The following is a 12162-nucleotide window of genomic DNA, read 5'->3' on the forward strand; positions in this document are numbered from 1 at the left end:
ACGAACGTATCATTTAGAGCTAAATGAGGTGTGCAGTGGTGGGCGATTACAACCCGGACGACGCAGTGGACGCGGTTGCGTTGGCCTGGCTTCGTGAAAGGCCGGGCACGCCCGTAGAGGGTATCGGCATTGTGACCAGGCTGTGGATGTGCGCCAAGCTGCTCGGTGAGGATCGCCGACGGGTACTCGCCTCGGCCGGTGCGGACACAGCCACGCTGGACCTACTCAGTGTCCTGCGCCGATCCGGCGAGCCGTATCAGTTGACGACTCGCCAGATCACCGAGCAGACCGGAGTCACGGCCGGTGCGATCTCGCAGCGACTCGCGCGCGCGGAGAACGCGGGTCTGGTGGAGAGGTCCTCCGCCGCGCAAGGGTCACGACTAGTGCTCGTGACCCTCACTGCCGCCGGTCACGAACTGGTGGAGCAATTGGTGGACCGAGTCCTCGGCCGTGAAGCCGAACTGACGTCGATTCTCACCGAGCAGCAGCAGACCGAACTCACCGAACTGCTGCGTGTCTTTCTCGACGGTCTACGCGGCGAACTCGGTGACCCTGGCGTCGCGCACGTCGGGGCTTGATCAGGACAGGCGCTCGAACACTGCAGCCAGGCCCTGCCCGCCGCCGATACACATCGTCTCGAGGCCGTAACGTGCTTCGCGACGGTCCATCTCGCGCAACAGGGTGGCCAGGATTCGTCCACCCGTGGCACCGACCGGATGGCCGAGGGAGATGCCGGAGCCGTTGGGGTTGACGCGCGGGTCGTCGGCTTCGAGCTTCCAACTCTGCAGGACTGCAAGTGCTTGTGCCGCAAAGGCTTCGTTGAGTTCGATGACATCCATGTCCGCCAAGGTCAATCCGAGGCGGCCGAGTGCCTTCTCCGACGCCGGGACGGGACCGATGCCCATGGTGCGCGGGGGAACTCCGGCAACGCTCCAACTTGCCAGGCGTGCGAGGGGACGCAGTCCGAGTTCGCGGGCTTTGTCTGAGGTGGTGACGATCGCCATCGCTGCGCCGTCGTTCTGGCCGCTGGCATTACCTGCCGTCACGGTGGAGTCCGGATCGATCTTTGCGCGCATGGGACGAAGGCGTGCAAGCGATTCCATCGAAGTGTCGGCCCGCGGATGCTCGTCGGTGTCGACGAGCAGGGCCTCACCCTTGCGCTGCGGAACGGATACCGGAACGATTTCCTCGGCGAAGACGCCGTTCTTCTGTGCGGCAACGGCACGCTGATGCGACTGCACCGCGAGTGCGTCCTGATCTTCGCGGCTGATGGAGAACTCGGCGCGCAGGTTCTCTGCCGTTTCGATCATTCCGCCGGGAACCGGGAAGTCGCGTCCGCCGGCTGTCACGCGGGCGCGCGCGAGACGATCGCTGAGCGCAACACCTTCACCCTTGACACCCCAACGCATACCGGTTGCGTAGAACTCTGCCTGGCTCATCGACTCGGCACCACCCGCGAGGACCAGATCACTGCCACCGGACTGAACCTGCATGACGGCCTGGATGATTGCCTGCAATCCCGACCCGCACCGGCGATCCACCTGCATGCCGGGAACATCGACGCCCAGACCGGCGTTGAGCGCCGCGATGCGTCCGATCGCCGGAGCTTCACCGTTCGGCGAAGCCTGGCCGAGAATGACGTCGTCGATCTCCGCGCCGGAAATGCCGGTACGCGTGACGAGTTCGGCGATCAACGTCGAGGCGAGATCTTCCGGGGCTACGTCACGGAAGACACCGCCGAAGCGGCCGACAGGGGTACGGAGCGGTTCACAGATGACAACGTCAGGCATTGGTTCTTCCTTGGGTATGCCCGGTCAGCGAGTGGCTGCCGAGTGATTGTTGGACGACTGAGTACGTCCGAGATCGACGGAGATGGCGTCCGCGGTGGCGACTGCGGCCGGAACCAGTTCACCGCGAACAGCTTCGGCGCTGTAGCGGGCGGCTTGGGTGGAGATGTTGACAGCCGCGACCACATCACCGGTTGCGTCCCGGATGGGTGCGGCGAGCGAGCGCAGACCCTCTTCGAGTTCCTGATCGACAATCGCGAATCCGTCGGCGCGAATCTTCTCGAGTTCGGCACGCAGACCGTCGGCGGTGGAGATGGTCTTGCCGGTCAGGCGGGCGAAGGACACTCGGGCGAGGTAGGCGTCCAGGGCGTCGTCCGGCAAGCCGGCGAGCAGAACCCTACCCATGGATGTGGCGTACGCGGGAAAGCGCGTGCCGATGGTGATGGAAACCGTCATGATGCGGCTGACCGGAACACGGGCCACGTACACGACGTCGTCACCGTCGAGGATCGACACGGACGTGGATTCACGGACCTTGGCGGACAAGGCTTCCAGATGCGGCCCGGCGATCTCGGGAAGGGTCAGACTGGAGAGGTAGCTGTAGCCGAGTTCGAGGACTCGCGGCGTCAACCAGAACACTGAACCGTCAGTACGTACGTATTCGAGTTCGACGAGTGTGAGCAGGAAGCGGCGAGCGGTCGCACGCGTGAGATCGGTGTGCCTGGCAACCTCGCTGAGGGTGCGACGCGGGTGCTCACCGTCGAAAGCCTTGATGACGGACAGCCCACGGGCCAGCGACTGCACGTAGTCCGGTGACGGTCCCGGCGCTTGCTCGCTGCTGTTCTCACTCATGTTGTCTCGTTCTCCTCAGGTTCGGCCGAGAGGTCTGCGAGTGCTTGCTTTCCCAGCGCAAAAGCCAAGTTGCTGTTCGGCACACCCGCATAAACCGCGGTATGGAGAAATACTTCCACGAGTTCGTCGGGATCGATCCCGGCACGCAGCGCAGCGCGAATGTGCATGTCGAGTTCGTGTTCGTTGCCGACGGCAGTGAGGATCGCGAGAGTGAGGAGCCTGCGGGTGTGGTGATCGAGGCCGGGGCGTGACCAGATGTCGCCCCACGCCGTGCGAGTGATGAAGTCCTGGAACGGGGCCGTGAATTCGGTGGCACCGGCGATGGAACGATCGACGTGGGCGTCGCCGAGGACCTGACGTCGTACGGTCATACCTGCCGATACCGCGGCGCTACGTTGGGCGAGCGCAGATGTGTGCGAGGCAATATGCGTTGCAAGCAGTTTGGTGACGCGCCCGGCCTGTTCGACGTTGGCGAGGTGTGCGCCGGGATCGACCACGTGCAGTACCGCATCGGCGATACCGTCGGCGATCGCGCTCAACGTCGCCGGAGGTGTCGACGGATCCTGCTCGCCCGCGACGAGGAGCGTCGGAGCGACGATGCGGGCCAGGTCGGCGCGGCCGTCCCACATCGAAAGCGCCTCGCAGCAGGCGGCATAACCCTCGTCGGGTGTGGCTTCGACCATCGCGACGTGGCGGGCGACAAGCTCCGGATCGTTTTCGGCCAGTCCCGGCGTGAACCAGCGTCCGACGACGGCGGCCGCGATGGACGCGATGCCGTCCGCACGGACAGCCTGCGCACGATCGATCCACGGCTGAGCCGGGGCGAACTGCGAGGACGTGCACATCAACGTCAACGTCTCGACGCGAGTGGGGTGGTGCGCGGCGATCCATTGGCTGACAGCGCCGCCGAGGGAGAGCCCAACGAGATGTACGGACTCGAGTTCGAGCGAATCGAGGAGAGCGATGACATCGCCGGCGAGATCGGCAATGGAGTAGGGGCCCGCAGGCACCGGTGACTTGCCGTGGCCGCGATGGTCGACGGCGATGACGCGGTAGCGATTCGACAGCGCGTGAATCTGCGGCTGCCACATGGACAGATCGGATCCGAGTGAACCCAGGAGAACCACTGCCGGGGCATCGGGATTGCCGGTCTGTTGAAAGTTGAGCGCGACGCTCATCGAGATCCTCCTGTGGGGCGTTCGGCGAGGGCGCGGTCGACCAGATCGGTGGCGTGGCCCAGATAGTGTGCGGGGTCGAGTAGTTCGGCGATCTCGGTTTCGCTCAGGTGCTCTGCGATGGCGGGATCACGATCCAACCTGGTTCCGGAAGTGGCTGCCGCGGTGACGATGTCGCGTGCTCGATCAGTGTGTGCGGACAGGGCCTTGGTGACACGCTCGGCGAGAATCAGGCCACCGGTGATGTCGAGATTACGAGCCATCGACTCGGTGTGTACTTGCAGGCCGGTGAGGCTCACGGAAAGCTGGTGCGCTGCTCCGCCTGCCAGACGCAGGAGATCGGTGACGGTTTCCCACTCGGCGTGCCAGGGGCCTGCGGCGCGAGCGAATTCGTGATCCATGTTCGACAGGGCTGTGGCCACCAGTGCGGGAGCACGTCGCGCTGCTGCGCGGGCGGTGATCGCGGCAACCGGATTCTGCTTGTGCGGCATGGCCGATGAGCCGCCCGGAGCGCTCTCGGCGACCTCGGACAGCTCGGTGGACGCCATGACGGTGATGTCGGTGGCGGGCTTGGAAACGGCGCCGGCGACGATACCGAGTGTGGTCGCGAGTTCTGCGATGGTCACGCGGTCGGTGTGCCAGGGAGTGACCTGCCTGGCCAGACCGAGTTCGTCGGCCAGCGCGTCCGCGATCCTGAGCCCGTCGGGATACAACGCAGCGAGTGTTCCTGCGGCTCCGCCGAATTGAACCGGCAACGTGGACAGCACGATTTCGAGACGAATCGCTGCGGCGTCGAGTGCGGTGAACCAACTCGATGCCAGTAGCCCGAAGGTGGTCGGAAGTGCTTGTTGTCCCAGGGTTCTCGCGACCATCGGAGTAGAGCGATGGATGCGGGCGAGGTGGGCGGCGGAATCGGCGGCGCGGGTCAGGTCGGCCAGAACCACTGTGCCCGCGCGTCGCGTCAACAGCATCAGCGCACAGTCCATGATGTCCTGACTGGTGGCGCCCGGGTGCACCACGGAGGCAGGCACACCTTCCTGTCCCACCCTTTCGCGCAGCATCTTCACCAGCGGAATGACGGGATTTCCGCCGGTGGCCGACGCGCGGCCGAGCGCCACGATGTCCAGGCCGCCCGGTTGTGAGAGTTCAGCTGCGGCGGTCGCCACCGCGGCGCAGTGTTCCCCGTCGGCCAACCCGACAGTGGCCATCGCACAACTCAGTGCGGCTTCCACGTCGAGCAGCGCGGTGACCCACGCCTGGTCGGACAGGTGCTCCGATACCCGGGTGGCCCCGAACACCGGATCGAACAGTGCGCCGCGAGTGGGCATGTGTACTCCTCTTACAGCTCGAAGAAGGGCGTCTCGACGCCGTTCGCGTCCTCGTCCTGAACATAGACCGTCCAGGAGTACCCACCGTCGACCTTGGTTGCAACCAACTTCGCGCGTTCGGTTTCGCTCAGTGAGGACAGCACCGGATCTGTCGCATGTGCGCCGGCGTCCTCGGGGAAGTACAAGCGGGTGACCAGGCGGTCGAGCATGCCGCGAGCGAAGACCGACACGTTCACGTGTGGGGCCTCGTCCGCATCCGTTTCAGTGGGCTGCGCTCCGGGCTTGACGGTGTGGACCAGTGCGGTACCGGTGGAATCTGCTGCGCTGCGGGCGAATCCGCGAAAGCCAGCCGGAGTGAGGTCCACTGCACCGCGGGGATCGTCCGGATGGTTGAAGCGCCCGAGCGTATCGGCCTGCCATGTTTCGATCATCGCGTCAGCGACGGGTGTACGGGCGCCGTCGATCACCGTGATGGCCAGCGTGATTCGTCCGGGGGTATCGCTCGGGGCAGCGTCGGGGCCGTCCGTCCAGGGGAGGCCGATGTGCCAGTACGGTCCGACGGTCTGAGAGGGCGTGACCCCGAAGGGGGCGGTGGTGAAGTCGCCGGGGACGACCGGATAAGTGGGTGCGGGCTTCGCGGTGCGATCAGTCATCGTGGTCTTCCTCGTTCTCGAATACGGAGGCATTACGGCCGCGCAGGACGATGTCGAAGCGGAACCCGAGAGCCCAGTTGGGGACTGTGGCGTCGTAGTCGAAGACGCTGACCATGCGGTGACGTGCTGCTTCGGGTACCGCGTTGTAGATCGGGTCCTGGAAGAACATCGGATCGTCGGGGAAGTACATCTGCGTCACGAGGCGCTGCGTGAATGCCGTGCCGAACAGCGAGAAATGGATGTGGGCCGGTCGCCAGGCGTTGTCGTGGTTCATCCACGGGTAGGCGCCCGGCTTGATCGTGGTGAAGCTGTAGTGGCCGTTCGCGTCGGTCACGCAGCGACCGAGCCCGTTGAAGAACGGGTCCAGCGGTGCGGGCCAGTTGTCGCCGGTGTGGCGGTAGCGTCCACCGGCGTTGGCCTGCCACACCTCGAGCAGTGTGTGGGGGACCGGCTTTCCGTCGCCGTCGAGTGCACGGCCGTGAACGACGATGCGCTGTCCCTGTGCTTCGCCGCCGTTGGCAATGGTCAGGTCGTTTTCGCCGGCGCCGACGCGATCTTCGCCGAATACCGGCCCGGTGAGCTCCGTGAGGCGCTGGGGGAGCAGCTTCAGCGGTTGCTTCGGGTGGCGAAGAGAAGTGGTCTTGTAGTCCGCGAAATCGGCCGGGGCGTTGACGCCAGTCGGCCGCTGGTACCTCGGCGGTAGATGCAGCATAGGGAACCTCGTCGTTCGGTTACGTGAAGTTGTTCGCAATGTGTACATGTGTTGCGCTCTGCGAACAGAATAGTTCGTAGATGTGACCCAGGCAATGTCGGGGGCGAAAAATGTTCGTGATGCGCACGGGGGTTCACAATACGTACGCACCGCGCTACTGTGATCGACATGATGGACAAAGTCATTCCCACTGCTGCCGAGGCCGTCGCCGACGTGCCGGACGGCGTCACGATCGCTGTCGGAGGTTTCGGGCTCGTCGGAGTGCCGGAAATCCTCATCGATGCGCTCCTAGAGCAGGGCGCGACATCACTCGAAACGGTGAGTAACAACTGCGGCACCGACGGGTTCGGGCTCGGAGTGCTTCTGGAGAAGGGGCGTATCCGTCGTACTGTCAGCTCGTACGTCGGCTCCAACAAGGAGTTCGCGCGTCAGTACCTTTCCGGCGAGCTGGAAGTCGAACTCACGCCGCAGGGCACGCTCGCCGAGCGCATGCGCGCCGGGGGAGCGGGCATCCCCGCGTTCTTCACCCCGGCCGGCGTCGGCACCCAGGTCGCCGACGGTGGCCTGCCACTGCGTTACGACGGCAACGGCGGCATCGCAGTTGCCAGTCCGCCCAAGGAAACTCGTGACTTCGACGGCGTCACCTACGTGATGGAGCGCGGCATCGTCGCCGACTATGCGCTGGTCCACGCCTGGAAAGGTGACCGGCACGGCAACCTCGTCTACCGCGCGAGTACCCAGAACTTCAATCCGGCTGCAGCAACGTCGGGGCGCATCACCATTGCGCAGGTCGAGCACCTCGTCGAGCCGGGTGAGCTCGACCCTGCCGAGATCCACACGCCGGGCATTCACGTTCAGCGTGTTGTCCACGTCGGCCCCGTGACGGTCGGCATCGAGAATCGGACGGTACGAGCATGACTTCTGTACTACCCACCAAACTCACCCGCGAAGAGATGGCGGCCCGCGTCGCGCGAGAACTCGAGGACGGGCAGTACGTGAACCTCGGCATCGGTATGCCGACGCTGGTTCCGAACTACCTCCCGACCGACATCACCGTTGTATTGCATTCGGAGAACGGCGTTCTGGGCGTGGGGCCGTACCCGACCGAGGACGAACTCGATCCCGAGCTGATCAATGCGGGCAAGGAGACCATCACCGTTCTCCCGGGTGCGTCGTTCTTCGACTCCTCAGCGTCGTTCGGCATGATCCGCGGCGGCCAGGTCGACGTTGCCGTGCTCGGTGCCATGCAGGTCAGTGCCACCGGAGACCTCGCGAACTGGATGATCCCCGGCCACATGGTCAAAGGCATGGGCGGCGCGATGGATCTGGTCCACGGCGCAAAGCGCGTCATCGTGATGATGGAGCACGTCTCGAAGAAGGGTGAGCACAAGATCGTCGAGGAGTGCTCGCTTCCGCTGACCGGTAAGGGCTGCGTCCAGCGAATCATCACCGACATGGCCGTGATCGACGTGACTGACGACGGTCTCCGCCTGGTGGAGACGGCGCCGGGCATCAGCGTCGACGACGTGGTTGCTACCACCGGAGCGAAACTGATTCTTTGACAGTATGTTTCATCTGATGGCTCAGCCGCCGGGTCGTGACTTCCATCCGACCCGGCGGCTGTTTTACGCCCCGACGTCGTTCAGCTCGCTCTCGACCGGAATCCAGAGCTCGAACCGTGCGACGGTGAAATCGTCGTTGTATTCGGTACGCATGATCTCGGGACCAGGTACGGAGCGAAAAGGGTTGGCCGGGAACCATTCCGTGTAGATATCTCGCCACAAGTACTGCACAGATTCGATTGCCGACCCGTCGGCGGTGAACACGGCCCACGTGTGTGCGTCGACCGTCAGCACATCGAAACCCGTGGGTGAAGGTTTGCCGGTGACCACTCCCAGGTAGTAATCCAGTTCTGTGCCTTCGGTTCTGGGATGCGCCAAATTGTCGACGACACTGACGATTCCCGCCGGTTCCTGATCGGACAGCTCGCGCAACCCGCGCAACGCAACTTTGTCCACGGAGCGGGTGAAATCTTCGATCGCAGAATTGGGACCTTCGTGAACCAGTGGAACCCGGGTCTTGAACCCGACTACCGTCAGGGCAGGTTTGTCCACAAGCATGTAGTCCATCGGTGTGGCTCCTTCCAACGTCACATGAATGACAAGTTTCGGTTGTGATTTGAGAACGGCGGGAGCGCGTTTGACCGTGCCGGGGCTCACGCCGTGAAATGCGGTGAACGCTCGTGTGAAGGCTTCCGCGGACGAGTAGCCGTACTTCACGGCGGTCTCCAACACTCCTGATCTGCTGACGGACAACTCGGCACCGGCCAGGGTGAGTCGACGTCGACGGATGTATTCGGATACGGGAATGCCGGCCAGGGCCGAGAACATCCGCCGAAAGTGATACTCCGAGGTGGTTGCCAGCCTTGCCATCTCGGCTGTGTCGATCTCGCCGCTCAGATTGTTTTCGATGTAGTCGAGCGCGCGGTTCAGTCCGTCGATCATCGTGTCTTCCTGTTCACGGGTTTTACGCTACGCAGATCACTTGGGCCGTATCCGACTATCCGTGCCCGAAAAAGTAGGGCAGGAAATGCATCTGGACAACTCAGTTAATCATCATTATCTTGAATCGAACATCGATGGTTGACCAGGAGGCACAGTGAGCACCCGTTTTCCGCAGGCTGAATTGACCGAGGTGCCCGAGGACATCGCCGCCAGGATTCTCGAGATCCAGGAGAAGTCAGGGTTCGTGCCCAACGTCTTCCTGATGTTCGCTCGGCGGCCAGCCGAGTTCCGGGCATTCTTCGCATACCACGACGCGATCATGCTCAAGGAAGATTCCGCACTCACCAAGGGCGATCGAGAAATGATCGTCACCACGATCTCTGCGGCCAACAAATGTACGTACTGCGTTGTCGCGCACGGCGCGATTCTGCGTATCTACGAGAAGAAGCCGCTGGTTGCCGACCAGGTTGCGGTCAACTATCGCACCGCAGAGATCTCCGATCGTCAGCGCGCGATGCTCGACTTCGCCACCAAGGTGAACTCCGCCTCGCACGAAATCGCCGACGTCGACTTCGACACCCTCCGTGTGCACGGCTTCGGCGACGAGGACGCGTGGGACATCGCCGCGATCACTGCATTCTTCGGGCTGAGCAATCGCATGGCGAGCTTCTCCGGCATGCTGCCCAATCCGGAGTTCTACCTGATGGGGCGCGTTCCGCGGTCCTGATTCCTGCGACTCGAACATAAGCTTCAATTTTTCGGACCGACCGGTCGTAACGTCTGGAACTCAGCCGACGAAGTAAAGGCTGTCCACGCCGGAATTGCCGTCTTCGTAAAGAAGGCCGAAAGGTTGAGCGCTATGTCGGAGAAGTCCATCGCCCATTCTCGGAGGGTCCGCTCTGCGGCCGCCGGTGCCGTACTAGCTCTCGGATTGGCGGTGGGCGGCACAGGAATTGCATCGGCAGAGCCCGAAACCGTGTGTACCCCGAGTGCCGATCCGCTGGTGACCTGCGCAGAGGAAGAGGCAGCTGCCACCACCGACGCCGACGCGGCGACGAGCACCGAGACCACACCCGAGAAGGTTGAAGCCGGGGTCGCGGGCGCGGGCAGTGCCGAAACCGCAGTTACGGACGCCGCAGCACTGGCGGAAGCCGAAGCAAAAGCCAAAGCAGCAGCCGACGCGGCAGCGAAGGCCGCCGAAGCAGCCGCGACGGCAGGGGTCGACTCGTCCGCAGCGACAGACACTTCGGTGAAGGCGACCGAGGCAATGACTCAGGCGAGCGTCGAGGCAACCAAGGCGGCGGTCGAATCGACCAAGGCCAAGGCGGAGGCAGGGGCCGCGGAACAGTCCGCCAAGGAAGCTGAAGAGGCAGCCAAGGTTGCGGAGTCCGCGGCGGCCGATGCGAAAGAGGTAGCAAAAACAGCTCAGGCAGAAGCAGACGCGGCCGCAGCCAAGGCTGCTGAACTTGAGGAAGCTGCGAAGGCCGCCGGTTCGGGGCCCAAGACCGAAGAGGCAGCAAAGGCGCGCGCCGAGGCTAATGCTCTGCAAGCCAAAGCCGATGAGGCGAAGGCTGCCGCGGATGCAAACGCCAAGCTGGTTGCGGACAAGAACAAGGAAGCCGAGGAAGCCTTCAAGAACTGGGATTTCGCGAAGGCAGCCGTCGCTAAGGCTCAGGCGCTGGCCGCCGCATGGAACGCCAAGCAGCTCGCGATCACCGTCAAGGAAACTCAGAAGGTGGCCACCGCCGCTGAAACCACGGCCAAGGCAGCCGAGTCCGCAGCTGCCACCGAGGTAGAAGCTGCTACCGCCGCCCGTAAGGCCGCAGATGAAGCGGCGGCTACTGCGGCTTCCGCACAGAAGGACGCCGACGCTGCGCAGAAGGCCGCGGAGACGGCCCAGGCCGAAGCCGATGCTGCGGGCGAGGCTGCCACCGACAAGCGAGCCATTGCCGACGAAAAGGCTGCCGAAGCCGCCAAGAAGGCCGAAGCTGCCGAAGCGGCGAGCAAGAAGGCGCAGGATCTCTACCTCGCCGCCGAAGACGCGAAGGCCGCAGCCGACGCCGCAGCAGCAAAGGCCAAGGAAGCTCAGGCCGCTGCAGCCGCCGCAAAGGCCGAAGCGGATGCAGCGCAGAAGATCGTCGACGAGCTCAAGGCAAAGGGCGAGAAGGAGATCGACAACGGAACAGGGGTCGGCGGTGAAGTGATCATCGGTGAGCACACTGACGACGGCTCCGGGGTCACGAAGGTCGACGAGACCACCGCTGTAGTGAACAAGACCGGCGTCAAGCTGGTCGGCTACTACAACAACAAGGGCGCCTTCGACGTCGTCGACTACTACGTCACCGATGCCGACGGCGATCCGGCACTTGCAGGAAGCCTGCCCCCCGTCGAACTTGCTCTCGGTGACACTGCAAGCAGCAGTACCAGCGGCAGCAGCAGTTCCAACCTGCCGGCTGTACTGATCGGCGTCGGAGTCGTGGGCGCTGCCGCCGCAGCAGCTACGACGGTGGTTGTTCGTCGCAAGCGTCATGACGGCCCGGGCAACACGTCTGCGTAGCCTCGGTCTCTCGGCGGTAGCGATCCTCGCCCTCCTCGTATCCGGATGTTCGGGCGAGAACGCGGGATCGCTACCTGACCGCTCGCCGGTGCAGTCGCATATCGCGGCTGCACCGGCTTCGGTGACCGTCGATCCGGCAGAACCCGAGCGGATCGAGTTGAGGTCTGCATCCGGGGTCACGTACCTGAGCAGTCCGTTGCACTCGGAGAAACTGATGCGCGGCGGCGAGAGTGGGCAGCAACTGAATCCCGTCGACGAACTGCCGGTGTGGTGGGGTGAGAGCGGAATGCCGGGAACGTCGACCACACAGACCGTTGTTGTCGTCGGGCACAACTACACCACTCGCGAAGCACCGTTCCGGGCGCTCCGGGTGGTGGAGCCGGGCGATCGAATTCTCCTGGCTACACCGAACGGCACACTCGAGTACGACGTCGAAACAGTCGGGCCGCTGCACAAAGGTTCGCTGCTGGGCACTCACGAGTTGCGTGAATCAGTTCCCGGGCGGTTGATCCTCGCCAATTGTGATGTCGTCGAAGGAGAGTCGACCGACGACAATTACGTCGTCATCGCCCAGCTGGCAGCGCACTGAATCCG

13 protein-coding genes are annotated in these 12162 nt (G+C 63.8%); 6 read left to right on the plus strand and 7 right to left on the minus strand.

The window, feature by feature from the left end; all coding sequences use genetic code 11:
- The first annotated feature begins 38 nt into the window (after window positions 1-38).
- The gene (locus H351_RS06775) at window positions 39-578 is read left to right on the plus strand and encodes a MarR family winged helix-turn-helix transcriptional regulator (protein ID WP_244891455.1); all 540 of its coding nucleotides are present in this window, start codon (window positions 39-41) and stop codon (window positions 576-578) included.
- Here H351_RS06775 and H351_RS06780 read toward each other — a convergent pair whose 3' ends face one another.
- The 6 genes from H351_RS06780 to pcaH are packed head-to-tail and all read right to left on the minus strand — an operon-like array spanning window position 579 to window position 6507.
- Window positions 579-1790, minus strand: coding sequence for an acetyl-CoA C-acetyltransferase (locus tag H351_RS06780; protein WP_029256371.1), 1212 nt, complete (start codon window positions 1788-1790; stop codon window positions 579-581).
- 24 nt (window positions 1791-1814) lie between these two features.
- Window positions 1815-2639 (minus strand): IclR family transcriptional regulator domain-containing protein, encoded by an 825-nt coding sequence (locus tag H351_RS06785; RefSeq protein ID WP_029256370.1) that lies wholly within the window; start codon window positions 2637-2639, stop codon window positions 1815-1817.
- Complete coding sequence (gene pcaDC, locus H351_RS06790; protein ID WP_020970944.1) at window positions 2636-3817, minus strand: bifunctional 3-oxoadipate enol-lactonase/4-carboxymuconolactone decarboxylase PcaDC; 1182 nt, start codon at window positions 3815-3817, stop codon at window positions 2636-2638. The genes H351_RS06785 and pcaDC overlap by 4 nt, the downstream gene beginning before the upstream one ends.
- The gene (pcaB, locus tag H351_RS06795) at window positions 3814-5142 is read right to left on the minus strand and encodes a 3-carboxy-cis,cis-muconate cycloisomerase (RefSeq protein WP_020970943.1); all 1329 of its coding nucleotides are present in this window, start codon (window positions 5140-5142) and stop codon (window positions 3814-3816) included. The genes pcaDC and pcaB overlap by 4 nt, the downstream gene beginning before the upstream one ends.
- A gap of 11 nt (window positions 5143-5153) precedes the next feature.
- Window positions 5154-5795, minus strand: coding sequence for a protocatechuate 3,4-dioxygenase subunit alpha (pcaG, locus tag H351_RS06800; RefSeq protein WP_020970942.1), 642 nt, complete (start codon window positions 5793-5795; stop codon window positions 5154-5156).
- Window positions 5788-6507, minus strand: coding sequence for a protocatechuate 3,4-dioxygenase subunit beta (pcaH, locus tag H351_RS06805; RefSeq protein WP_029256369.1), 720 nt, complete (start codon window positions 6505-6507; stop codon window positions 5788-5790). The genes pcaG and pcaH overlap by 8 nt, the downstream gene beginning before the upstream one ends.
- A 171-nt stretch (window positions 6508-6678) precedes the next feature.
- On the opposite strand from pcaH, the gene H351_RS06810 reads away from it, so the two are divergent.
- A complete protein-coding gene (locus H351_RS06810; RefSeq protein WP_007730016.1) occupies window positions 6679-7425 on the plus strand; it encodes a CoA transferase subunit A in 747 nt (248 codons plus the stop codon).
- A complete protein-coding gene (locus H351_RS06815; protein WP_029256368.1) occupies window positions 7422-8069 on the plus strand; it encodes a CoA transferase subunit B in 648 nt (215 codons plus the stop codon). The genes H351_RS06810 and H351_RS06815 overlap by 4 nt, the downstream gene beginning before the upstream one ends.
- 63 nt (window positions 8070-8132) lie before the next feature.
- On the opposite strand, the gene H351_RS06820 is transcribed toward H351_RS06815, so the two are convergent.
- Window positions 8133-9011 (minus strand): AraC family transcriptional regulator, encoded by an 879-nt coding sequence (locus tag H351_RS06820; RefSeq protein WP_029256367.1) that lies wholly within the window; start codon window positions 9009-9011, stop codon window positions 8133-8135.
- A gap of 154 nt (window positions 9012-9165) precedes the next feature.
- Here H351_RS06820 and H351_RS06825 point away from each other — a divergent pair, with 154 nt between their 5' ends.
- From H351_RS06825 to H351_RS06835, 3 genes are all read left to right on the plus strand, one after another.
- Window positions 9166-9738: a peroxidase-related enzyme gene (locus H351_RS06825; protein WP_019745500.1), complete on the plus strand. Its 573-nt coding sequence runs from the start codon at window positions 9166-9168 to the stop codon at window positions 9736-9738.
- A 132-nt stretch (window positions 9739-9870) separates the two neighbouring features.
- Window positions 9871-11568 carry a hypothetical protein gene (locus tag H351_RS06830; RefSeq protein WP_029256366.1) on the plus strand — a complete coding sequence of 566 codons (1698 nt, stop codon included), beginning with the start codon at window positions 9871-9873 and terminating at the stop codon, window positions 11566-11568.
- On the plus strand, window positions 11540-12157 hold the full coding sequence (locus H351_RS06835; RefSeq protein ID WP_029256365.1) for a sortase domain-containing protein: 618 nt from the start codon (window positions 11540-11542) through the stop codon (window positions 12155-12157). Before H351_RS06830 ends, H351_RS06835 begins: the two co-directional genes overlap by 29 nt.
- Window positions 12158-12162 lie beyond the last annotated feature (5 nt).

The sequence above is a fragment of the Rhodococcus erythropolis R138 genome (assembly GCF_000696675.2).
Lineage (GTDB): Bacteria > Actinomycetota > Actinomycetes > Mycobacteriales > Mycobacteriaceae > Rhodococcus_F > Rhodococcus_F erythropolis.

Bases quoted from the DNA above. Each gene is read 5' to 3' on its own strand.
- pcaH (WP_029256369.1), bottom strand. From the start codon at position 6,507: ATGCTGCATCTACCGCCGAGGTACCAGCGGCCGACTGGCGTCAACGCC.
- pcaG (WP_020970942.1), bottom strand. From the start codon at position 5,795: ATGACTGATCGCACCGCGAAGCCCGCACCCACTTATCCGGTCGTCCCC.
- H351_RS06835 (WP_029256365.1), top strand. From the start codon at position 11,540: ATGACGGCCCGGGCAACACGTCTGCGTAGCCTCGGTCTCTCGGCGGTA.
- H351_RS06815 (WP_029256368.1), top strand. From the start codon at position 7,422: ATGACTTCTGTACTACCCACCAAACTCACCCGCGAAGAGATGGCGGCC.
- H351_RS06780 (WP_029256371.1), bottom strand. From the start codon at position 1,790: ATGCCTGACGTTGTCATCTGTGAACCGCTCCGTACCCCTGTCGGCCGC.
- H351_RS06820 (WP_029256367.1), bottom strand. From the start codon at position 9,011: ATGATCGACGGACTGAACCGCGCGCTCGACTACATCGAAAACAATCTG.
- H351_RS06830 (WP_029256366.1), top strand. From the start codon at position 9,871: ATGTCGGAGAAGTCCATCGCCCATTCTCGGAGGGTCCGCTCTGCGGCC.
- pcaB (WP_020970943.1), bottom strand. From the start codon at position 5,142: ATGCCCACTCGCGGCGCACTGTTCGATCCGGTGTTCGGGGCCACCCGG.
- H351_RS06810 (WP_007730016.1), top strand. From the start codon at position 6,679: ATGGACAAAGTCATTCCCACTGCTGCCGAGGCCGTCGCCGACGTGCCG.
- pcaDC (WP_020970944.1), bottom strand. From the start codon at position 3,817: ATGAGCGTCGCGCTCAACTTTCAACAGACCGGCAATCCCGATGCCCCG.
- H351_RS06785 (WP_029256370.1), bottom strand. From the start codon at position 2,639: ATGAGTGAGAACAGCAGCGAGCAAGCGCCGGGACCGTCACCGGACTAC.